The organism is Pseudomonas hygromyciniae (assembly GCF_016925675.1).
Classification (GTDB): Bacteria; Pseudomonadota; Gammaproteobacteria; order Pseudomonadales; family Pseudomonadaceae; genus Aquipseudomonas; species Aquipseudomonas hygromyciniae.
Genome location: NZ_CP070506.1, coordinates 2,545,323 through 2,566,751, shown reverse-complemented (window position 1 = coordinate 2,566,751; position 21,429 = coordinate 2,545,323). Strand labels below are relative to the sequence as shown.

The 21,429-nt window shown below is 52.3% G+C and carries 25 protein-coding genes, 1 tRNA gene and 2 pseudogenes; 17 read left to right on the top strand and 11 right to left on the bottom strand.

What is annotated here, in order from left to right; genetic code table 11:
- Window positions 1–143: 143 nt before the first annotated feature.
- A pseudogene (locus JTY93_RS29915) lies at window positions 144–296 on the bottom strand (DNA polymerase V subunit UmuC); the annotation flags it as partial.
- 72 nt (window positions 297–368) lie between these two features.
- Between JTY93_RS29915 and JTY93_RS11275 the strand changes: the two are divergent.
- The 3 genes and pseudogenes from JTY93_RS11275 (at window position 369) to JTY93_RS11265 (ending at window position 2,928) form a co-directional block, all read left to right on the top strand.
- On the top strand, window positions 369–1,613 hold the full coding sequence (locus JTY93_RS11275; RefSeq protein ID WP_205477702.1) for a M20/M25/M40 family metallo-hydrolase: 1,245 nt from the start codon (window positions 369–371) through the stop codon (window positions 1,611–1,613).
- 253 nt (window positions 1,614–1,866) lie between these two features.
- Window positions 1,867–2,091: pseudogene (locus JTY93_RS11270) on the top strand (SOS response-associated peptidase family protein); the annotation flags it as partial.
- A 537-nt stretch (window positions 2,092–2,628) separates the two neighbouring features.
- The gene (locus JTY93_RS11265) at window positions 2,629–2,928 is read left to right on the top strand and encodes a hypothetical protein (protein ID WP_205477703.1); all 300 of its coding nucleotides are present in this window, start codon (window positions 2,629–2,631) and stop codon (window positions 2,926–2,928) included.
- Between the two features lie 760 nt (window positions 2,929–3,688).
- Here the strand turns inward: JTY93_RS11265 and JTY93_RS11260 are convergent.
- Both JTY93_RS11260 and JTY93_RS11255 read right to left on the bottom strand, forming a co-directional pair.
- On the bottom strand, window positions 3,689–4,210 hold the full coding sequence (locus tag JTY93_RS11260) for a DUF2846 domain-containing protein (RefSeq protein WP_205477704.1): 522 nt from the start codon (window positions 4,208–4,210) through the stop codon (window positions 3,689–3,691).
- A gap of 65 nt (window positions 4,211–4,275) precedes the next feature.
- On the bottom strand, window positions 4,276–4,878 hold the full coding sequence (locus JTY93_RS11255) for a hypothetical protein (protein WP_205477705.1): 603 nt from the start codon (window positions 4,876–4,878) through the stop codon (window positions 4,276–4,278).
- 143 nt (window positions 4,879–5,021) lie between these two features.
- Here JTY93_RS11255 and JTY93_RS29005 point away from each other — a divergent pair, with 143 nt between their 5' ends.
- A complete protein-coding gene (locus JTY93_RS29005; protein ID WP_240357301.1) occupies window positions 5,022–5,216 on the top strand; it encodes a DUF6124 family protein in 195 nt (64 codons plus the stop codon).
- Window positions 5,217–5,261: 45 nt separating this feature from the next.
- Here the strand turns inward: JTY93_RS29005 and JTY93_RS11245 are convergent, their stop codons facing one another.
- The 3 genes from JTY93_RS11245 to JTY93_RS11235 all read right to left on the bottom strand — a co-directional run bounded on the left by JTY93_RS11245 (window position 5,262) and on the right by JTY93_RS11235 (window position 6,657).
- Window positions 5,262–5,462, bottom strand: a complete 201-nt coding sequence (locus JTY93_RS11245; protein WP_205477707.1) for a hypothetical protein — start codon at window positions 5,460–5,462, stop codon at window positions 5,262–5,264.
- Window positions 5,463–5,494: 32 nt separating this feature from the next.
- A complete protein-coding gene (locus JTY93_RS11240; protein ID WP_205519014.1) occupies window positions 5,495–6,064 on the bottom strand; it encodes a DJ-1/PfpI family protein in 570 nt (189 codons plus the stop codon).
- A gap of 140 nt (window positions 6,065–6,204) precedes the next feature.
- On the bottom strand, window positions 6,205–6,657 hold the full coding sequence (locus tag JTY93_RS11235) for a hypothetical protein (protein ID WP_205480229.1): 453 nt from the start codon (window positions 6,655–6,657) through the stop codon (window positions 6,205–6,207).
- 500 nt (window positions 6,658–7,157) lie between these two features.
- Here JTY93_RS11235 and dapF point away from each other — a divergent pair, with 500 nt between their 5' ends.
- The 9 genes from dapF (at window position 7,158) to JTY93_RS11190 (ending at window position 14,883) form a co-directional block, all read left to right on the top strand.
- Entirely contained in the window at window positions 7,158–7,973 is an 816-nt protein-coding gene (gene dapF, locus JTY93_RS11230; RefSeq protein ID WP_205480230.1) for a diaminopimelate epimerase, read from the top strand.
- A 786-nt stretch (window positions 7,974–8,759) separates the two neighbouring features.
- A complete protein-coding gene (locus JTY93_RS11225) occupies window positions 8,760–8,966 on the top strand; it encodes a hypothetical protein (protein WP_205480228.1) in 207 nt (68 codons plus the stop codon).
- A 262-nt stretch (window positions 8,967–9,228) separates the two neighbouring features.
- Window positions 9,229–11,238, top strand: a complete 2,010-nt coding sequence (locus JTY93_RS11220; RefSeq protein ID WP_205480227.1) for an AAA family ATPase — start codon at window positions 9,229–9,231, stop codon at window positions 11,236–11,238.
- A gap of 310 nt (window positions 11,239–11,548) precedes the next feature.
- Window positions 11,549–12,004 (top strand): hypothetical protein, encoded by a 456-nt coding sequence (locus JTY93_RS11215; RefSeq protein ID WP_205519013.1) that lies wholly within the window; start codon window positions 11,549–11,551, stop codon window positions 12,002–12,004.
- Window positions 12,005–12,195: 191 nt separating this feature from the next.
- A complete protein-coding gene (locus JTY93_RS11210) occupies window positions 12,196–12,732 on the top strand; it encodes a DUF6998 domain-containing protein (protein ID WP_205480223.1) in 537 nt (178 codons plus the stop codon).
- Between the two features lie 23 nt (window positions 12,733–12,755).
- Complete coding sequence (locus JTY93_RS11205; protein ID WP_205519012.1) at window positions 12,756–12,995, top strand: hypothetical protein; 240 nt, start codon at window positions 12,756–12,758, stop codon at window positions 12,993–12,995.
- 88 nt (window positions 12,996–13,083) lie between these two features.
- Window positions 13,084–13,629, top strand: coding sequence for a hypothetical protein (locus JTY93_RS11200; protein ID WP_205519011.1), 546 nt, complete (start codon window positions 13,084–13,086; stop codon window positions 13,627–13,629).
- A 208-nt stretch (window positions 13,630–13,837) separates the two neighbouring features.
- Window positions 13,838–13,939, top strand: a tRNA-Ser gene (locus tag JTY93_RS11195).
- 770 nt (window positions 13,940–14,709) lie between these two features.
- A complete protein-coding gene (locus tag JTY93_RS11190) occupies window positions 14,710–14,883 on the top strand; it encodes a hypothetical protein (protein ID WP_205519010.1) in 174 nt (57 codons plus the stop codon).
- A gap of 210 nt (window positions 14,884–15,093) precedes the next feature.
- Here JTY93_RS11190 and JTY93_RS11185 read toward each other — a convergent pair whose 3' ends face one another.
- Window positions 15,094–15,303, bottom strand: coding sequence for a hypothetical protein (locus tag JTY93_RS11185; RefSeq protein ID WP_205480210.1), 210 nt, complete (start codon window positions 15,301–15,303; stop codon window positions 15,094–15,096).
- Between the two features lie 489 nt (window positions 15,304–15,792).
- On the opposite strand from JTY93_RS11185, the gene JTY93_RS11180 reads away from it, so the two are divergent.
- Genes JTY93_RS11180 through JTY93_RS11170 form a run of 3 tightly spaced genes read left to right on the top strand, consistent with a single transcriptional unit; the run spans window position 15,793 to window position 17,727 of the window.
- Window positions 15,793–16,137 (top strand): hypothetical protein, encoded by a 345-nt coding sequence (locus JTY93_RS11180; RefSeq protein WP_205480208.1) that lies wholly within the window; start codon window positions 15,793–15,795, stop codon window positions 16,135–16,137.
- A gap of 37 nt (window positions 16,138–16,174) precedes the next feature.
- Window positions 16,175–17,203, top strand: coding sequence for an IS30-like element ISShes10 family transposase (locus tag JTY93_RS11175; RefSeq protein ID WP_011711660.1), 1,029 nt, complete (start codon window positions 16,175–16,177; stop codon window positions 17,201–17,203).
- 56 nt (window positions 17,204–17,259) lie between these two features.
- Window positions 17,260–17,727, top strand: coding sequence for a hypothetical protein (locus JTY93_RS11170; RefSeq protein WP_205477752.1), 468 nt, complete (start codon window positions 17,260–17,262; stop codon window positions 17,725–17,727).
- Between the two features lie 9 nt (window positions 17,728–17,736).
- Here the strand turns inward: JTY93_RS11170 and umuC are convergent, their stop codons facing one another.
- Both umuC and JTY93_RS11160 read right to left on the bottom strand, forming a co-directional pair.
- The gene (gene umuC / locus JTY93_RS11165) at window positions 17,737–19,011 is read right to left on the bottom strand and encodes a translesion error-prone DNA polymerase V subunit UmuC (protein ID WP_205477751.1); all 1,275 of its coding nucleotides are present in this window, start codon (window positions 19,009–19,011) and stop codon (window positions 17,737–17,739) included.
- A complete protein-coding gene (locus JTY93_RS11160; RefSeq protein WP_205477750.1) occupies window positions 19,004–19,429 on the bottom strand; it encodes a LexA family protein in 426 nt (141 codons plus the stop codon). Before JTY93_RS11160 ends, umuC begins: the two co-directional genes overlap by 8 nt.
- A 101-nt stretch (window positions 19,430–19,530) precedes the next feature.
- On the opposite strand from JTY93_RS11160, the gene JTY93_RS11155 reads away from it, so the two are divergent.
- Window positions 19,531–20,232 (top strand): SOS response-associated peptidase family protein, encoded by a 702-nt coding sequence (locus JTY93_RS11155; RefSeq protein ID WP_205477749.1) that lies wholly within the window; start codon window positions 19,531–19,533, stop codon window positions 20,230–20,232.
- Here the strand turns inward: JTY93_RS11155 and JTY93_RS11150 are convergent.
- Window positions 20,229–20,414, bottom strand: a complete 186-nt coding sequence (locus JTY93_RS11150) for a hypothetical protein (protein ID WP_205477748.1) — start codon at window positions 20,412–20,414, stop codon at window positions 20,229–20,231. The genes JTY93_RS11155 and JTY93_RS11150 overlap by 4 nt on opposite strands.
- An 84-nt stretch (window positions 20,415–20,498) precedes the next feature.
- On the bottom strand, window positions 20,499–21,293 hold the full coding sequence (locus JTY93_RS11145) for a DNA adenine methylase (protein ID WP_205477747.1): 795 nt from the start codon (window positions 21,291–21,293) through the stop codon (window positions 20,499–20,501).
- Window positions 21,294–21,429 lie beyond the last annotated feature (136 nt).

Sequence of the window (21,429 nt, the reverse complement as noted above, 5' to 3'; positions counted from 1 at the left end):
GAAACACTCCCGTGCAAAACACGGGAGTGTGACTCTCCTGGCAGGTCTCAGTGCAAGCTCTCGCCACACAGGAGGTGTTTCATGCACGCTGCTGAGCATTCTCTCCGTTTGGAGCGGATCCTTTAGTCGTCTACGACTGCGTGACCCAACCCGACCGCTGGCACAAGTGGCATCTCACGGGCAATGACACAGCCATCACGGTTGCTCAGTACTACGATGGGCGCCCTTGCTAAGCCTGGCCGGAACACACGCTCGCAACTGGCGCATAAGCTGTTTGTCTGCGTGAACGCCCGCAGCGATAGATGGCGTTGACGAAATTTATGGGGTAAAGATGGCGCTTCAATTCGCAATGATCTGAAGGAGCCAGCATGCTTATGCGACGTTCATCCATCGCCGCCGCCCTCTCGTTTTCATTCTTATCCTGTAGCGCATTCGCTACCGATTTGGCCCCCCAATTACTGAAAAAAGCCGAGGCCGAACAAAAATCCTATCTTGCCACCGTCAAAGAGCTGGTGGACATTGATACCGGAACCGGCCAGGCGCTCGGCCTGAAAACCGTTAGCGCGATGCTGGTTGAGCGACTCAAGGGGTTGGGTGCTGAAGTCACCACAACACCTGCGACCCCCTCCGCTGGCGACAACATCGTGGGCACTTTCAAAGGCACTGGCAGCAAGAACTTTCTGCTGATGGTCCACTACGACACGGTGTTCGGGCCAGGTACAGCGGCGAAACGCCCGTTCAAGCTCGACGGCGAGCGCGCCTATGGCCCCGGTGTTGCTGACGCCAAAGGTGGCGTGGCGATGATTCTGCATTCATTGCAGCTGCTGCAGGATCAGAAGTTCAATGATTTCGGTACCCTGACAGTGCTATTCAATCCCGATGAAGAAACCGGCTCTGCTGGTTCGAAAAAAATCATCGCCGAGCTCGCTCGTCAGCAGGACTACGTGTTCTCGTACGAGCCACCGGACACAGACGCGGTAACCGTCGCTACCAACGGCATAAACGGCGTGTTTCTCGACGTGAAGGGCAAGTCTTCGCATGCAGGTTCTGCACCTGAAGCCGGGCGCAACGCGGCCATGGAACTCGCGCACCAGATGTTGCAACTCAAGGACCTCGGCGATCCGGCCAAAGGCACCACGGTCAACTGGACGTTGGTAAAAAGCGGCGAGAAACGCAACATCATTCCTTCCAGCGCCTCGGCCGAGGCTGATATGCGTTACGCCGATCTGAGTGAAACTGACCGCGTACTCGCCGACGCCCAACGCATCGCTGCAAAAAAACTCATCGATGGCACTGAAGTGACATTGCGCCTGGAAAAGGGTCGCCCACCGCTGGCCAAGAATCCGGGCTCCGAAGAACTGGCGAAAGTCGCACAAGCTCTTTACAGAAAAATAGGCCGCAACATTGAGCCTATCGCCATGCGCTTTGGCACCGATGCGGGCTACGCATACATGCCTGGGAGCGCGAAACCGGCTGTGCTGGAGACGATGGGTGTCGTCGGTGCCGGATTGCACGCCGATGACGAATACATCGAGCTGTCGAGCATTGCTCCGAGGCTTTACCTTACTGTGGCACTGATCACCCGGCTGTCCGGCGCTGACGTAGCACCGTAACTACGACGGTTTGCGCAACCACAGGCATACAAAATGCACCGGCTGATCTGCTCGGTAACGGTGCTCTGCTGCTCGGCGGCAGTGGCGATTTGGTGGTTCATGCCGTTGATCCGCTCGATCATGGTTACTATCGTGCTTAACGCGTCACCGGCCTCGGGAACGCCGGACACCGACTGCGCACTGGAGCGCTTGCTGCGTTGCATATGCAGCGAGGTCTCGTCGGCAATGTTCTAGCCCCTCAATCTTTGAGGTGGCCGACAGTGCAGGCGGCATGGTCGATGTGCACGATCGGCAGCCGGTGGTGCTGGCTCAGGACCTGGCCCAGGAATGGTTGGACCCAGCCACAACAAAGGAGCAGGCGGAACAATTGGCGCTGAACCTGGGCGAGCCCTCAGAGGTCTTCGAGTGGTATGGGGTGAGCACAGCTGTTGACAATGTGCGCAATCAAGGTCCTGAGCGGATCCATCCGACTCAATGATGAGTAGCGCCCTCGTCGCTTAGGGCTTTGTGTTGGCACTCCCGAACCGACTCGACCAGAGACTCAGCCTCTAGCCAAAAACGCACCGCCTCTTCTGTGGAGACTAGAGAACTTCGCCCCCCCCTGTTAGTTAGTCAAGGCAGTTTGGCTCGCTTCGCACACAGTACCTGCCGCGAAAATTTTGTCGACAGCCCGAAATAGGGAATCGCGAAACTTTATAGAAGCGCATAAGAAGTATCGTCACTCTTAAATTTAGTGCGAAAAACAGGAGCTTCCCACGGCGCACGGCCTTATTAAAGTGCAAAGCAAAACTTCTTCACTCTCCCGAACAAGAAACAAATTGCAACAAAGACCTATTGAAATATTCTAAACACCAAGAAACCAACATTTACTGAGCAAAAATGCGAAGCCTTGCCGTTTATAGCTGGATGGAAACCCAGTTCAATAAAACTACACCTAATGGTAACGTATGCTTTCGCATCGCTCAGAATAATAAAAAACATGAGCAAACTTGTTGATTGAATAAAGGATTAAAGAATGACTATCGAGCGAGAGATTTTCTCGGCCCTTATCGCGCAGAACGCATTTCAAGGTGAAAAACCAAGCGTACAAAGCTTCGCCCAGCTAGCGGTAGACAAGGGCTTTAGAGCGCTTTCGTCAAGGCAGCAGGCGGTGGTAAGCCCCTTCCTGAAAAAACAATGCGAGGGGATAAAAGAACCAAATGAAAAGCATAACAACTGCCAAAACAGCATAGGCGGTCGTGATTTGGTTACAGCGCTTGAGAAATCCGAAAGTTATAAGGGATGGCGCTGCGAGAGCTGCCGAAGCGCATCTTAAAAATAATAAAGCAACATAAGAGAGTAGCGATCTAATAATCTACAAAAACAAAAACACTATTGCTCTCGCTACTCCTGAATGTTACTGCAGCAGGCCACCACGGCCTGCTCGCAGGTCTTTCTTTTCTTTAAGCCCTGATCAGCCCACCATCACATCGCCGCTCACTCGTCACGCACCTGAGCGCTTCGGAAAAAATACTGCACGATGCAGCCAAATCCTGCGTGTCTATTTTTTCAGAGAGAAATAGTGCCCATATATCAGATAGCACTACTGGTTGTTTTCGGTATCGCCACACTCTGGTTGGGCTACCAATTGGATAAGAAGAACCGTCAAAAAGAGCTGGCCGCCAAAACACAAAGCGAAACCCTGGCCTCCTAGGGTCGCTGGCAGACGTCCCTGATATACGTCTGCGCCGCCCTCAAGGCTGCTTGGTCGGCAATGAGCCCTGCCCTGATATCGAAAACCGTTAGAAAAATAAATCTGTTTCAGCCACTGATATCGGGTACACAGGGCGCCCCGATACGTCCTCTTTCCCTCTTATGGCGGAGCGCCGGAGAATATTTTCCTTTGGCTAGCTGCATTGGTAGAGCGTCCTGACCTGACGCTTGATTTCCATCTGACGGCGTGTCCATAGCTGGCAATCGGTACTCCAGACCGCTCTCCAACGCAGCCCCGTAGGGCTGGTCGGATTTCCCCTCAGCAACCTATCCTGCCACGGTGGGCTTGGAACGGGGCTGGCCGGAGCATGGGCTTCGCATGGTTACGGTGCGGTTGCCGGCAGCTCTTGGCACCACTTGATAGAACGCAGCGCTTCCTCGGCAGGCACAAGCGCGTAGCGCGAGTAAAACATTGTTCCACCGAAACGACCGTCGTCGACTTCGCCCAAGGTCTGTCCGTCCTTGTAGGCAGAAGTGCTGAGTTGGTCTGCGATGTAATACACCTTTCCATTCTCGACGGTGATATCGAAACGCTTGTTAACCATACCGCTGATGAAAGGTGGCGAGGTGGAGGCCACGCTGTGCTTGCCGGCGGGAATGCCGGCTTTGAAAAAACTACCTGAGGGCAAGGTGCCGATGGTGCGGCCATCGACCAGAATAGTCGGGGCGACCCCATTACCGATGCTGGCCGACGTGCGATAGAAGTACACTGTGGCCTCATCCGGACGGGGTTCTGCAGGTGACGTGAAGAACGGTTGGCCTGTCAGGTCCGGACCGCCGATACAGCCGGTCAGTAAGGCCAGGCCCGCGAACAGGCTGGCCCAAAGTAGCGTACAGCGCTTCATAGCATGAAACTCCTTGAACTTGGATCAATGGGCGTCGGGTTCGATGACTGTCACCGATACCGGATTCAGAGCGTGCAGAGCCCTTTACCGAAGTCAGTGGCATCAGAACTCGGCCAAGGCGCAAAACCACTCGTTGCCGTCAGATTCACGATGTTTCGGTCTTTGAGCATCGGGTACTTGCGCTTCAGCTCCTGCAAAGTGTTCTCGGCATTGTTCACGTTGGACAGGCAAAAGCGCAGTGCATCGGCGCGCAGATCGCCGATATAGAGGGTTTCCCCGGCCCTCACCGAGAAAACCGCAGGCACAGGGCGCGGCATCGATCTTCCCGCGTAATGCACGTAATGCCACTGCGTGTACTCATACTCACCAGGCGGCACTTCATACATGAAGTAATGGCCCAGCACATGGGGTGATGGCTGATCATCTTCATTACCCAACGTCGTCAGCCGTAATGCGGTGCCGGGTGCTCCCTGTTGTTTGATCTCAACCACCAGCCCATGCGGCGGCATCATCACATGGCTCTCACCAATCGAACCCACGATGACCGCCTTACTCGGGTCCGGCGCGTGCTTGCCGTCGTAGCGCGACGTCGCGCACCCGGACAGAAGGCTCGCGCAGAGTGCAACCGCGCCCCAGACGAGATATTTTTTGCTGACTTTCCCTAGCATTGGTCTTTTTCCGATAAGTAAACTTGCAGTTCGTAGATCCCAGCCGAGCGAACCAAAAGTTCGCACACCTGGTCCTTCGTTGCCGGCTCGTCCGGACCTACTGTCCAGCTACCAACACCTTGATAACAACCCACTCTTGACCAATCAACGCCAGCAACGAAACCCTCATCATCCACAGCTACGAAACCTTTACCAGCGTCAGCACCCTGCTGCTCGACCTGTCCGACGACCTCAACGGCAAACACCGCGATATCGCCCTGGCCATCCACCAACTGAACGAACTGGGCGTACTCCTCACCGCCAGGCTCCTCGACCGCGAAGCGCCCTGCCCTAGCTAATGACTTACCCAGCAACTCACTAGCCCGATGGCTCGCCCCGTCGTCTTAACCCACATACAACGACTCGCCGACCTGTCTCTTGATGGCCTTGGTGGATTCCAGCCCCGGCACAAAACCCTCTGCCTTGCCGCCGGCGCGGTTGAGTTCTTCGCGACGCGATAAATCGCCGCATATGGCGTCGAGAAGCTTGGTCCGGACGACTAGAACGGTGACTGCTTCCGGCAATGAGCGGCCACTCGAACACATCACCTAACCGGCTGTTTTGTAGGACGACGCAGTCACCGATGTTCCGCTGCCAACATTGTTCTGAATTGAAAAGTGGTCTCGGAAGATAGCCCGGCGGCTTCGAACACTGCGCAGGTGAAGCTAACGGGTGCAGGGCCTGGAGCAGTTATGATGCGGTCTGCAACCACAGCAATTGGGCTGCTTCGATAAAGCGTGCCCCCCTCATAACCCATGGCATTCTGTTGCAGGAAGTCGGCGCTGTTCGATGTATGAGGAACGGTGTCGAGAAGACTGGCCCTGGCAAGTGCCAGCGTTCCCCCACAGATACCGGCAATTGTCGCTCCACTTGCACGACTAGCATGAAGAAACTCCCGAATATCAGGTGCTTCTGCACCTTCCCAGACCATTCCTCCAATCACGACTACAACGTCCGGTTTCCAGTCCAGACATTGTTGCAAACTGCTCTCGACCGTTACCGCCAATCCACCCTGCGAGCGAAACTGCCCCGTAGCAGAAGCGAAAAACCTGACATCGATCCCGTAAAACGGAGACGCAGTTCCAGCAATGAAAGCGTATTCCCAGTCCGCAAAACCGGGTGCCAGTATCAATCCCACACGTGCCATCAGTCAGAATCCTCCATGAATGCCAATAACATATGGCGACAACACGCATACATCAAGGGCAGCTATGGGTCGAAAACAGCTTTTCAAGATCGGCAGCTATTGGCCGACAGACGTCTATCATGACAGACAGAAACCGCGAGTTAGGAGCCATTTGGTGTGGCGTGTAAGAACTTACCGCCTTTAGCCTCAACTGCCGAGCGAACTGCCGCGGCATCTGATGTCGAGCCGATAAATGCAAGTTGCAACTTAGGGAGCATGCTTGATGTATTACTTAAAGCGGCAATAGCTGAGTTGGCTGCAAAAGAACTATTGGTTCCTGAGATGGCGACACGAACATCAACTTTGCTTGCAGGGGCAATTACTTGGTAGATGCTTGAAACAATTGGAGATTCTAAACCTGCACTTCCGATAAGAGCGGATGCCATAGCTCCGGAAATGCCGTTATTCGCTGCGGGAACCCAAACTAAATTGAATTTTTGCTGCTCAAATAAAATTGCTGCAGATTGCGCAGCTTGCTGTGGCGATTGGCTCCCAGTTGTAGCGCATCCTACTAATGCAAATAACAAAATCGTGAATGCCGCGAAAAGTTTCATAATTGCTCCTGAATATTTATTAGGCGACGGTTCTGTCGCGGAATTGCTGAGTGTATGTTGTATGACTTTCCATCGCTACACATAACCTGTTGATCATCATAAAAGGTGATTTTGTAAGCGCGACAATACAGCGTAAGAGCGCGACAGGCTGGGCGCATCATTACTGATGCATTAGTAGACTGCCCACCGTCTGCTTTGGGCCCGACCTACACGTCGCGCCAAGCCTTAGTTGTCGCCTTACTCCTGAGTTATGCGACGACTCATTCGGGCCTGATGGCAAAGGCATTTCGATGTCGCGTTAGTGCGGATTCGCTGGGCCGTTTGCTTTCCTCCGTGAGGGGCAGGACCAATAGCAGCCGGTGGCGAATCAAACACAACCATGGTCCAGTCTGCCCAACACATTCTGCTCAAGAGCTTCCACACAGCTTGCTAAAATCATGCAAATAGGGATAGATCGCTCTAAAACCTTAATTGATCATGTCTCGCCGCCAGGTCTATTTATGCCGCTGGATTTTCATAAAATGCACGCCAATGGCGATGACTTCGTTGTCGTGGACTCGCGAACGTCCCCCAATCCAGTCACAAGCAATTTGGCTGGGCTATTGGGAGATCGCAACCGAGGAATCGGCTTCAATCAAATCGCGGTGATGCTCGATTGCGATGATGCAGATGCGCGCTTGATCTTCTGGAATGCAGATGGCTCATCGCTGGACGCTTGCGGCAGCGCAACGCGGGGGGCGGCGGATGTATTGATGCGCGAATCCGATATCACTTCGGTAACCCTGCGAACCAACCGTGGCCTGCTGACTTGTGAACGTACGTCAACCGGAGCCATTTCCGTCAATATGGGAAAGCCGCTTTTCAGTTGGTCAGATATTCCTCTGGCTCTTGAAATGGATACTTCGGTGTTGCCACTTGCCGGTGACCCAACGGCTTGTAGCATGGGAAATCCGCACTGCACCTATTTTGTGGATGACCTGCCAGCCGTTGAGATAGCGGCGATTGGACCAGTAATTGAAACCAACCCTTTGTTTCCCCTAAGGACGAACGTGCATTTCGTCCAGATCATTGACCGAGAGCACATCCGGTTGCGTATTTGGGAGCGCGGAGGGAGCATTCCGCTGGGGTCAGGTTCCTGCTGTTGTGGCGCCGCGGTTAATGGAATTCGTCGTGGATTTTTAGACAATTGCGTTGAGGTTGAATGTGACGGCGGAACTGTAACGGTTCAATGGGATGGCGTGGGACCAGTCTTTCTCACCGGGCCGGTGGAGACGATCTTTTCCGGAATAATCACGGATACGCTGTTGAAAGCCTGAGTTTAGATGGCCCGCTATCTGAGGCAACGGGGCTGAGGGAAAGCCAAGGAACAGACGGGACAGGACAGATTTATTGCCCCCTGCCCTAAATTTCCGTTATTGACCGTTAGTGGACGCACAGGCTCCTTAGTCTCGAGCACAACCCCACGTCCAATCGAGGAGAGGCATACCGATAACGGCGTCTTTAATTTCGCGAAAAAAGGTAGGGTTGCGCAAGCGATCCGAGAAATTGCGGAAGTGATCGTCAAATCTTAGGCAATAAAAAACCCCGTAGACGTTAATCTACGGGGCTTTCAAGAGTGGAGGCCGAGGTCGGAATCGAACCGGCGTAGGCGGATTTGCAATCCACAATATTTTATCTATAAATCAACAACTTAAAACGATAAAAATTCCGCATCGCAGCTATTTTCAAGTGGCTGTAACGCAGGCAGGCCAAGCTTGCCGTTTTGAGTTGCGGAACTACTTTTGTGCGCCTCCTTGATCCCCCCACTGCCCTGGAACGAGCCCTCAGTACAGAACGATTTACCTAAAACATGGAGCCGCCCTTTGGGCGCCGGCCTTAACCGGTTTTCAAGACCGCTATGCAAACTCCAGCGGGCTGCTGCGTTGAAGCGTCTTGGCGTTCCATTACTGGCGGAAATCTACCGGGCTTCAGACCGCATTCTACAAGGGGTGCAGTTTTAGTTTTGGAACTCTTTTCACCCCTCCCCGGCGTCCTGCCGACCGAACACAATCCACCACCAAGCGACCCAACTGCTACGCTGTTCAGTCCGAGGAGGAACACCAATGCCGAACTCAGACCTACTCCCTTCCCTTTTGTCTAAAATCAACGAAAACCAACTCGCCCTTGAAGCGGCCATCATGGAGTTGACGAACTGGGTTGAGCGGCAAGGCGGGATCGAAATCGCCGACAACGTTCGCGGCGCGCTGGACGCCATCGACCGGAACGAAGAGTTCATCAAGCTAGCTTTGGCCGTTCTCAATACCCGCTGATCGCTCACTCGGGCATCTACAGCCCATTGCCCAAATCGCACAACCTGCAAACCTGGATGACGCAAAAACGCCTATTGAATCGCCCCAGGTCTCCTAAACTCATCGCGCGTGTCCGTTTCTGGCCGATTGCTGTCTGTCGTGAGGGGCAGCAATCGGCCAAAAGCGGACTGCCGTTAAGAGTAGCCACGTCTACGTAGACGACGTGATGGCTTTTCGCTTACCTTCGTGCCCATTCGCGTTCGATCAACAAGGACAAACGGACATGCTGTTGACATCTGTAAAGGTTGGCCCTTTCCGCTCAATCAATGAGCAGCAGACAACTGAGATCGACCCCCAGGTCACTGTCTTGGTGGGGATGAATGAAGCCGGAAAGACGGTCTTTCTCAGAGCTTTGCATAAAGCCAAGGATGCGCTGGACAAAGAGAAATTCGACATCACCGAAGACTATCCACGCAAAGACCTGCTGACATATAAGCGACGCCACGAGGAGTCGCCTGAAGATGCCGTCATTCTAACCTACGTAATCGACGACGCTGAGGCATCTGAAATCAACGCCAAAATCGGTTGTGACATAAAGGCCGGATTCAGCTTCACAGTGTCACGTAACTACAAAAATGCTAGTACAATTGGGTTGAGCATTCCCGAAGCGCCAATACTAAAAAACTTGGCAATTACCGTAGGGCTGAGCGAAGGTGCAGTAGCTGTCCTCAGCAAAGCCACTTCGCTGAGAGAAGCACTATTAGGCCTGAAAGGCATCAGCCTGACGAACGAGGCTGACACAGAATTCGTCCAAGGGCTCGAAACCCGTGTGAGCGGTGCCCGTGCGGACTGGTCGTCAGTATGTACCTACGAAGCTTGGCAGTTGCTATCACCCCAGATTCCTAGCTTTCTTTACTTCAGCGACTACGACCTTCTGCCTGGAAAACTCAATCTTAAAGATCTTGCGAATCGCTTAGCCGCCGCAAGCAAAGATCCGGCTAATGCCCACAAGCAGATCGAGCCAAAGCATCAAGCAGTGATCGCCCTACTACGCATGGCGGGAGTTGAACTGGACGACTTCTCGAATGGCACCTCCTATGAAGAACTGAAGGCACAGATCGAATCGGTATCGATCAACCTAACTGATCAGATTCTGGAATTCTGGAAGCAGAACGAAGACCTCGAAGTCGAGATCGATATTCGGCCTGATGCGTCAGATGCCGCCCCATTTAACGACGGGCCTAACCTCTACCTGCGGATCAAAAACAAAAGACATCGTGGAGTTACCACCCCATTCGATCAGCGCAGCCGAGGCTTCATCTGGTTCTTTAGCTTTTTAGTGTGGTTTGACAGCGTCCAGCAGCAACTCAGCGTGGTCGGCAGTACAACCAGTAACAATCTTGTGCTGCTTCTGGACGAACCGGCCCTGGCTCTGCATGCCCTCGCTCAATCTGATTTTTTGCGTTACATCGACGATCTTGCTGAGACCCACCAGGTCATCTACACGACTCACTCACCGTTCATGGTGAATTCAGATCGCCTGTACCAAGTGAGGGTAGTGGAAGACAAGCCACGCCAAGGGACAGTGATTTCTTCTAACCTTTCCGGGTCGGATTCCAAGACAATTTTCCCACTGCAGGCCGCCCTAGGTTGGAATATTGCTCAAAACCTATTCATCGCCGAGCGAAACTTGCTGGTCGAGGGCATTTCGGAACTCACTGTACTCCAAGCGATGTCTAGAGCCGTCGAAGAGACTGGAGGAGTAGGACTTGATCCCCAAATCACGATCGTCCCCGTGGGGGGCTTGAGCAACGTAGCGACCTTCGTGTCACTCCTGGGAGGTAATGGGTTAGCATTTGCTGTTCTGCATGACTACAGCGGCAAGAGTGATCAGAAGCTCGACGCCATGGTGCAGCAAAAATTGCTAAATCAAAAACAAGTCTTTAATTTCTCACAATTCAAAAACCTAGGAGCGGACGAAGCGGTCGCTGTTGCCACCGACCTCGAGGATCTCCTAGACCCCAAAGCGTATCTCGAACATTTCAACGAGGTCTATTCCAAAGCTCTTGCTGGAACAGTCTTAAAACTGGAGGATCTGCCGCAAGCAGATCGGATCGTACAAAGGATTGAGAAGCAGCTGATAAGCAGTCAGGTCAGCGTTCGACCAACTCCTGGATACAATCATTTTGCAGTGGCTGCTGCTTATGTGGCGGTACCGCCTAAGAAGATCAGTAAAGACGTAATTCAGCGATTCTCGAAGCTTTTCGAGACGATCAACCAAGCATTGCGCTGATTTTTTTGGTCGCCAACCTAAAGCATAAACCTTGCTGTTCCGGCCTCATGCCATGTGAGCTATCAGGCCATGGTCACTTGCAGTAGGTTGCCCAAAGCTCATTAACTCCGGTAGCGAAGCTTTGGCTCATCATAGCGATAAACGAGGGAAATCAGATGTCAGCTTTGGGTCGACTCCTGCCTGCCATGAAAGACTGCGATCAACATGATAGAGGGCCTATCAGCCGTTACCAACGAGAATTACTAAAGGGCACCCTCATTAGCTATATTGCAGCATCAGAATGAGAGTTTAAGAAGGAAAAATTTTGGACATGTCTGAGGTAGAGGCTGAACTGGAGGCGGTGCTTCAGGATTTCGGGGCTCGTCCCTATGGTTTTTTTTCCATTCTGGACGATTCAGACAACCCGAACCTCAATCTGCGCAAGCAGAACACTGACTGGGACTTCATAAAATCCGAGTGCTGGCACAGCCTTGATCTGTCCAGCTACATGCTATGGAGCATTTCTGACAACGGAGATCTGCTTTGGTGGAATGGTGAGCAGACAATCGCGATGAATCCGAGGGACGGTACTTACCTGTCCGAGCCCATCAGCCCGCGGGGGGTTCATTCGTCTTGTGGGGCTGAACAAGGTCGGAAGACTGTTCCCGGACTTTTGAATGGTCACATGCTGGCCGGTTTCTGCCTGTCGCCAACGTCAGCTGTGGGTCGTTTTCCGCCGGTCGCGACAGGCAGAAATCGGCCAATAGCAGACGATGGTAACAGTTAGAAATTGGCCAAAGTCCGATGGTGGACACGATTGCCATGTATCCGTAATGTATCTAAAGGTCATGACTCTTTTCCTGATCGCCAATGTCGCGCTTCTAGCTCGACTTCCAGCCGGACCAAGGAGTTACGTATAAATATGGAACGTTATCCGGCATCAATGTCGTCTAATAATAATTAGAAACCTTTAACAATATGAACCTAGCCGACCTATCAATATCTGAGTTGCTCAAGCTGCACGCTACCGCAATTGAAGAGCTTAAAAATCGTGGCGTACTTAGAACAAAAAACAATCCTGTTGGGGATTACGCCGAATGGTTGGTCTCATCGGCCTTTAACCTAACCCTTGCAAATAATTCAGCCGCAGGCCACGATGCCGAATCCAGTGATGGGAAAAAGATTCAAATCAAATCACGTCGCATAACCAAAAATAACCATTCAAAGCAGTTAGGCGTCATACGAAACCTCGAAAAAAATGATTTTGATGAACTTATAGCTGTTATTTTTAATGAGTCGTATGAAATCATCGAGGCGTATTCAATTCCACACTCTACAATCTCAAAATACAGCGCGCATAGAGCACATGTTAACGGCCACATTTTGCACCTGCGCGGAGCCTTGCTGCTAGACAACAGCGTTCTGAACATTAGTGACAAGTTGAAGGCTTCTACCAATTCGCTCAAATCACTCGTTTCAATCGCTGGGACCGGCGAAGCCGATCCCTTAGCTTAATCGTTAGACATTAGAGCCATAAAATGGAATTCACTGATCCAAAAGTTCAATCGGCACTGATCGCGGCAGCCGTTACAATAGCCACGCTTCTCTTGCGCGCCATAACAAAGCCGATATGGGAACGTAATTTCCATAAATTCAAACTCGAAAGCGATTACACATATGATCAGCGCAAAAAAGTTAAAGAAGCAATTTCAAAGCACAAGGTACCACTGCTGAACTCAGCTGAGTCGCTTAATCATCGGTTATGGAATTTTTTCTAAAAATGCACCACAAGCATGGCACATTCAAAGAGATGGAGAAAATATTTCAGATAAATACTACCTATTGTCATTTTGTTATAGGTTTTTATTGTTTTTTTCTCTTTGTCGCAAAATCGACCTAGAGCTTGTATATCTTGATAGCACAGTCAGCACAAAGAAAGACCTCGACTTTCTAAAGTATCTAAAACTCTTCCCGCAAATATTTAGCGATACCGAAATTTTTACAGGTACAGGCTACAACCCGTCAGTAGCCACTGATCATTTTTTTAGCGATGAATTCCGAGAGTTGGTCAGGGAAATGAGCAGCGATGACAGAATGCTGAGTTACTCCGAGTTCAAGAAAAAAGTCGAAGAAAAAGAATTCACACATTTGATCACTTATTTTTCAGGTATTTCAGTCGACCACAGTTGCCTTCGCTGGCAAGTGCTAAATAGCTTTCACTTCATACTCATGGCATTTCTAAATGACTATGGCTATGATTTTCAAAAAACATCTAAAGGAAAAATTTCGGGTTTAGCCAAAAGCCTACCCTCAAATAGACTTATTAAAAACGCTTATACATTCATCGAACGAGCATGCCTAAACAACAACAAAGAAGTCCGTAACGCCGTGTCCGCGCTGTCTGGTGTCTAATAATCGGTTCAAACCGTTCGCTTCGCTCACTGGGTCGGGCTCATGCCTGCCCCTTGACCATAGGTTATGGCCACAGGAATAAATGTGCGCAAAGTACTAAAGATCGATTCCATCGACGCTCTGAAAAAGCCCGGTTCTTTGCGAGCGAGCCAAACGAGCTCATGGAGGCAGGTCGCAAGAATTTGTCATATTAGAAAATGGGCATGAAGCGGGCTTGCTGTCATACGAAGATTGGAACCACCAAGCTGTCGGCTTCATTTATCAGCTTCCCAAGCTGATAACGAGGGTTCGACTCCCTTCACCCGCTCCACTATTTTCAAGGCCTCCAGACTTCCCCGCGTCAACAAGGTGTCTGTTAAGGTGTCTGTTTCTGGTTTTCCCAGATTCAGAACGGAAAGAAACATTCACCTCCGAGATTATTGCATACCTACAATACTACTCGCGGGAGTAGCTACGCCTGTCTATATTTGAAGCGAAAAAGCCCACGCGTTGAGGAATTCGACGCTACGCTTCTCAGGGTAAAACCTCCTCAGGCTGCATCACTCAATAGCCTGGTAAAAATCAAGCTAAGAGGCATGAATTCGTGATCAATTTTCGGAAAAAATTCGTGTGTGCACTGGTATTCGTTATACCTGGATATGCGCTATCTGCGGAGATTGCCACTATAGAAGGCAATTGGTCGACATCACCTGAAGCATATGAAACTCTAATTTCTAGCTCCACATCTCAAACAAATAAGATGATGATAATTCGCAGAGATGGTGGAACTGTAAATCAGACACTAATTAACATAACTGTCGATGGAATTCCATTTTCAGGCCCATTGCACCAAGGAGGGGAAATACTACTAACTGGTAAAAAAAATAACATTAAGTCAATCGCCTAAAGACACCCTCCGCGCCGTGGGCACATGGGCATTAATCGACAGAGCGCAACAAACCATGATAACTACAAAATGGAGTGTTTCGCCATCCTCAGGGAGATAGCCACACTATCATTGCGGCGCTTGATGAACCACATGAATTTGTTATTCGATACTATCAGGGCTCCGGTTGTACCGGTGGTCGAATGAGTGTAAGAGTGGATCAGAAATTTATGGATGCAGCACCTGGCAATGATGCGGGAACAATTAGATTTTTACCTGGAAGTGCCGTTATTGGAAAAGGTAAATACGTAGAAATTTTTCTATCAGGAAAATGCGAAGGAGACAATTCTCATACTGGGTCGTTTTCTTTACTACCACTTACTCCTTGACTATACGGCGTTAATCTCGATAGTAATCGAACGGAGATTCCGCTAGACAGCAACTTGGAGGAAGCGGAGGTAGAGTGAGCACGGCTGGAACGCTGTGAACTGCCCACATGCTGTGCTCGCTGTTATACGAACATGAAAAGAAGATTATCTTGCCGTTCGGGCTGGTTATGAAGACGTGCCTCTCGACTCAATCACACCATAGTTGAAGTGCTACGTATGTGTGTGATTTTGAGGCACCAGCGCGTGGTTATTGGCTACGACGGTTGTCCACAGCAGGTCGCATAGATGCATAAATGCATTGGGCGGCGTCCGGTTTGCCCCATTTTTGCCCCACGGAATTTCATCGAACATCAACTCATCCCCCCCACGCGCGAGCAGGTCAAAGCCTGCCCAGCCTTGAAGACTACGCAGTTGCTGCACTAAATCGCTCCAAAAAATCACTGCCCTTTCTCTCTGCCACGCCCTGATTGCGTGTCAATATTCTCAATGCTCGACTCAATAAGACGAAGATAGTCCCGGCATTTCTTCTCATTGAAAGCATCAACACTCATCTATACATCTTCAGCCAGGGCCACAGCATCACGAATACACAGATCCAAGTGATCGCGTTGACTGTTCAGGAACTCGATCATCAATGCTGCCTCAGGCGAGCCACTAGAAGAGCAAAGACGGACTCGTTGAATCAATGAGTTATTTTCGTGATTGAGCTTGTACCACGCGGATCGCACAACCTCTGCTTTCAGCTTCGGCGACGGAGCCATATTTGATAGCTGCATGGACGAGACCAATGAGCATCAGCGCAGCTAGGATCAAATGGAAAGAAAATGATAATCGACGCTTTCTAACCTTCATCGGAACGACTATTATTTATGGCACAGCAATTCACAGCCACTAATATCGAGGACGAACATGCTTTTCGCAAAAAGCTGCATGAATGATTTTAATATAAAGAATGGCACTATTAAGTTAGGCACACTTTATGAGTATCGTGAAACAGAGCTACAGCATATCGCAGATAAAGAAGAGGGTCTTCTACGCTTCCAGCTCAGCTTTGAATCCGGGGTAACAGTCCCAGTAGACGTTTTCAATACATTTGCTAGCCCAGCCATAAATATAGGTAACGGGGGCTACAGATTCCCAGGCAGAACCAACGCAACATTACGACCTATGGGATTCGAAAAAATCGTCGGCAACATGATAACAATGAAAAAATCTCATGCAACTATAGAAAGGCACGGCGGCCGCAAAAACTGAGTGCAACACCTGACCTTTCCGGTACGGTGCTGCCACTATGTCCTATCACGAACTCAGTATCCCCGAACGTGCGACCCTTCAACTCGGCCTTGCCCAAGGTTTCAGCCAGCGGCGAATTGCCCGGATGCTCGGCCGCTCCCCCTCGACCATCAGCCGGGAGCTGCGCCGCAACCGGGCCCCTGGCACCCGCTACCAGGCCTGTGCTGCCCAGCAGCAGATGCAGGTCCGCCGCCAGGTCTGCAGGCCTCAGTGCAAGCTGCTGCCGGGCAGTGAGCGCTTCGAGCTGGTCGTCCATATGCTGCGTGAGGGTTTGTCTCCCGAGCAGATTGCCGGCAAGCTGCGCAGCATGAACATACCCAGCCTCAGAGAGGCCTACGTCTGCCGCGAGACGATCTATAACGCGATCTACGCCCTGCCGGTCGGTGGCCTGCGCAAGGAGCTGATCATCTGCCTGCGCCAGGGCAAGACGAGTCGCAGGCCGCGCTCTGGCGGCGTCGATCGGCGCGGCCAGATCCCTGAAATGCTCAGCATCCACGTGCGCCCGCCGGAGGTCGAAGACCGGCTGATGCCAGGCCATTGGGAGGGCGACCTGATCAAGGGCAAGGCCAATGCCTCGGCGGTGGGCACCTTGGTGGAGCGTACCAGCGGCTACCTGATGCTGATCAAGATGGCCGACGCGACGGCGACCTCGGCGCTGGAGGGCTTCAGTGCGGCGCTCAATGGCATGCCGCTGGCGGTGCGCAAGAGCATGACCTACGACCAGGGCCGGGAGATGGCGCGGCACGCCGAGATCACCCAGCGGACCGGGGTGGCGATCTACTTCTGCGACCCGCACAGCCCCTGGCAACGCGGCAGCAATGAGAACATCAATGGACTGATCCGCCAGTACCTGCCCAAGGGCACGGACTTGTCGGTGCATAGTCAGGAAGCCCTGGACGCCATCGCTTTGCAACTGAATATGCGACCGCGCAAACGCTTCGACTTCAAATGCCCGATCGAGGTGATGGGCGAAGTGATGCAAGAAGCCGTGGTGATGCGGCATGATGCTCCCGCTTCAATTCAATAACCGTGTTGCACTCAGATCCTGCAACCGCCCACTCTCTAAACGGATTTATTTTCTGTATGTCAATGGTCGACGACCCTAAAGAGTGCTCGAGCATATTCCCTGAGTACAACGACTCATGGTTTCTATCGGAGCACTGGTCTCGCCATTTTGGATTTGAGCTCGGTGGCATTTTGAGAGAAGCCATTATCAACGGAAGAAACACAGGAAATCATGTAATTCCATATGACATCCCACTGCATGATATCTCCGTTGACTTGACAATGGGTGCAATTAAATACCTCCCAAGAGAAGCGCACTTCACCAGCTCAAATGAAACTGACATCACGAACTATCTGGCGCTCATGAGCGACCTAGTTTTTATCAAGCCGCCATCCCCCTTCGCAAAGGAGAAAGAATATCGATTCAGCTACACAATAATGTCAGGAAACAGAGTGATCGAACCGTTAGTGAAATCCATAATACTAGACTCTACATCTCTTATTCCGTTCACCATGCAAGTCAAATTCAGCAAGAACAAGGACTAACTTACGAAGTTATGTAGCATAAACCCTCCAGAGCTGGTTAATACTGGTAGTATAGGGCTGACTCATCATCTCCCGGCGCATAGCCCAGGCTGGGTTACTGGGCACGCGGGCTGACCGCAGCGCTCCCCTGCCCCACCGTCCATTTATCTCGTCCAGCACGGCCATAACTCGGGCGGACTCGGCAGGCTGCGAAGTAGCGAACAGATGATCGGTGTATTCGCCGGGCTGACACAGGTTGAGCAGCATCACTTCAGCCTTACTGTATTTAAAGCCTGGCCGGTAAATAAGGTCGACAGCATCAACAGCCGCCTTTGTCAGCAGTCGCACGTCATCGGTGGGATACGGCATGTCTACCACTACCCCGCTGGCATACTTCGCCTCCTCTGGATTGAACATGCCCGTGCGGATGCATACACGCACCTTCTTGCACAGCGAGTTCTGGGCGCGAAGCTTTTCAGAAGCCCGCATCATGTAGGTCGCCACAGCCTCTCTGATAGGCGGCAGCTCCGTCAGCCGCTGGCCGAACATGCGACTGCAGCAAATCTCCTGCTTTGGCGGATCTGGCTCGTCCAGCTCCAGACAAGGCGTGCCGCCCAGCTCCCTGGCCGTCTTCTCGATCACAACGCTGAACCTCTTGCGCAGCGTCCACGGATCCGCCTTGGCCAGGTCCATTGCCGACTTGATACCCAGGGCGTCGAGGTGAAGTTTCATTTTTCGTCCGACACCCCACACCTCGGCCACGTCGGTATTGCGCAGCACCCAGTCGCGCTTTGCCGGATCGGTGATGTTCACCACGCCACCGGTCTGGGCCTGTAACCGCTTTGCCGTGTGGTTAGCAAGCTTGGCCAAGGTCTTTGTAGTGGCGATACCTACGCCAACCGGAATGCCGGTACCGCGCAGCACCTGGGCCCGAATCTTTCGCCCGAGGGCGTCCAGGCCATCAATGCCAGTCAAATCGGCGAATGCTTCATCAATACTGTAGATCTCGACCGCAGGCACCATGCTCTCGATCACAGTCATTACCCGCTCACTCATATCCCCATACAGGGCGTAATTTGAGGAAAACGGGACGATGCCGTGCTGCTTTAGCTTGTGCTTGATCTGGAAATAGGGCTCGCCCATTTTGATAAAAGGCTTCGCATCGTAGCTGCGGGCGATAACACAGCCATCGTTATTGCTGAGTACTACGATAGGCACCTTGGCCAGGTCGGGGCGAAAGACCCGCTCACAGCTCGCATAGAAGCTGTTGCAGTCGATCAGAGCGAACACAGGCGCCTTAGACATGGCTGCGCACGGTGCTGGTAATCACCCCCCAGATTGAAAGCTCGTCGCCTTCCAGGATGTAGCGCGCCGGATACTTCGGGTTTTCCGACAACAGGATGACATCTTTCCCACGCTTGCACAGGCGCTTGCAGATGGGCTCATTGTTCAGTAGGGCTACGACCACATGCCCGTGGACCGGCTCGATGGCACGATCCACCACGGCCAGATCGCCCTCAAAGATCCCCACCCCTTGCATGCTCTCGCCAGTGATCACTACCAGGTACACATGAGGCGCACGGATGTTCAGGACCTCATCCAATGAGATGTGCTGCTCGATGTGATCCGCTGCCGGCGATGGAAAGCCGGCCGGAACCTGAAAGGAACACAGAGGCAGTTTTGCGCCGGCTTCGGCGATGGGACCTAGAATGGTAAAGCTCATGGCGCGCCTTTCTACAAATACTGTACGAATGTACAGTTAACTTTGTAGGCCGCTTGCGGTCAATTTTTCTGTGGGATATTTCGACAGGCGGAGGGGTGCGTATGTGCGGGAGATTCGTGCAGTACGAGGGGATGGCGATCTTTATCGAAGAGTTGAACCCACAGATAGAGCTATTCAGTGGGTATGACGCCGCGCCGATCAATCGCTACAACGTCGCTCCTTCGACACGGGTGCAACTGCTGCACACCGTAAAGGATCGCCTGCATATCGATGCAGTCAAATGGGGATGGGCGCCGTTCTGGGCCAAGGACAAACGCCCAGACCCGATCAACGCTCGCGTGGAGACTGTCACCACGGGCAAGTTCTTCAAGCAACTGTGGCCGAATGGCCGCGCCGTGGTGCCAAGTGAAGGGTGGTATGAGTGGGTCAAAGACCCCGATGAGCCGAAGAAAAAACAGCCTTACTTCATTCGCCTGAAAAGCCAGAAACCCATGTTTTTCGGAGCACTCGCCCAAGTGAGCCTGGGCATGGAGCCCCAAGAAGGAGACGGTTTCGTGATCATCACCGCTGCCAGTGACCAGGGGATGGTGGACATCCATGACCGCAAGCCTTTGGTACTGACACCTGAGCATGCCAGGGAGTGGCTGGATCCAGGTCTTGCGCCAGAGCGGGCCGAAGAGATAGCCAATGAGTGCTGCCAACCCACTGAGGATTTTGAGTGGTATGCGGTTGGCAAAGAGGTGGGGAACGTGAAAAACCAGGGAGCTGAATTATTGCTCCCTTTATCACCGGAGGATGATTAACCCTGCCGGCGCTGTTCGAGCAGTCGAGCGGCCGCCGGGAAGCCTACCCAGGTCGCGTTGAGGTCAAGCCCACGGCCAGCCAACACAATAGCTGCCAGTTCGTTAAGGTCAATCTCACCTCGCGAGGCCGCCGCAAGAAGCTCAGAGGGGAAGACATTCAAATAGTGGTCGGCGGTTTCCATGGGGTTCATCCTTCGTTTGCGTGACCACAGTAACGCTCTACCGTAAACACATAGCAAGCCGATCAAGTCGACTGATAGCGATCATTAAAACAGCCCCCCAAAAGCTGCAGGCTCCCAGTTCATAATCACCAATTCTCCGCTGACATCGGCCTTTCCCTGCCGTTGGTTTGTGTTGCTATAGCGGATGTCCACTGTTTCAAAATGGAAGCCGGCAAAGACTCGGCGAATGTCCGGGTGATCATTGATGCTGACCATGACCTTGCCACTGCAGCGCCTCATAAAGTCAGCCATACGCTCGTAATTCTCAAAGGGGAAATCCACGCCATAGCCGGCCGTCTGCCAGTAAGGCGGATCCATGTAGTGAAAGGTATGAGCACGGTCGTAGCGCTCGGCACACTCAAGCCAGCCCAGGTTTTCAACATAGGTACCGGACAACCGCTGCCATGCTGCAGATAGATTTTCCTCGATCCGCAGCAAATTTATGGCCGGGCCAGTAGTCGCGGTACCAAACGTCTGCCCCGTGACCTTGCCGGCGAAGGCATGGTGCTGCAGGTAGAAAAACCGGGCGGCACGCTGGATGTCGGTGAGGGTTTCAGGGCGGGTCATCTTCTGCCACTCGAACACTTGGCGGGAACTCAGCGCCCATTTGAACTGGCGCACGAATTCCTCCAGGTGGTTCTGCACTACGCGGTACAGCGTCACCAAGTCGCCGTTGATGTCATTGAGGACTTCAACCGGCGCTGCCTGGGGACGCATGAAGTACAGCGCGGCGCCGCCGGCAAATACTTCAACGTAGCATTCGTGTGGCGGAAAGAGCGGGATAAGGCGATCGGCTAGGCGGCGTTTGCCGCCCATCCAAGGGATGATGGGTGTGGACATATAAAAGCAAGACCTTTGCTGTATGGATAAACAGTGCTAGGCTCGCTCCGCTTTGTGCACGAAGCAGGAGCCTTGGCTGGACTTGCAGGGGTAATCTGCGAGGAAGGTGGCCGGGTTGGATGTTGACGCATCCTGC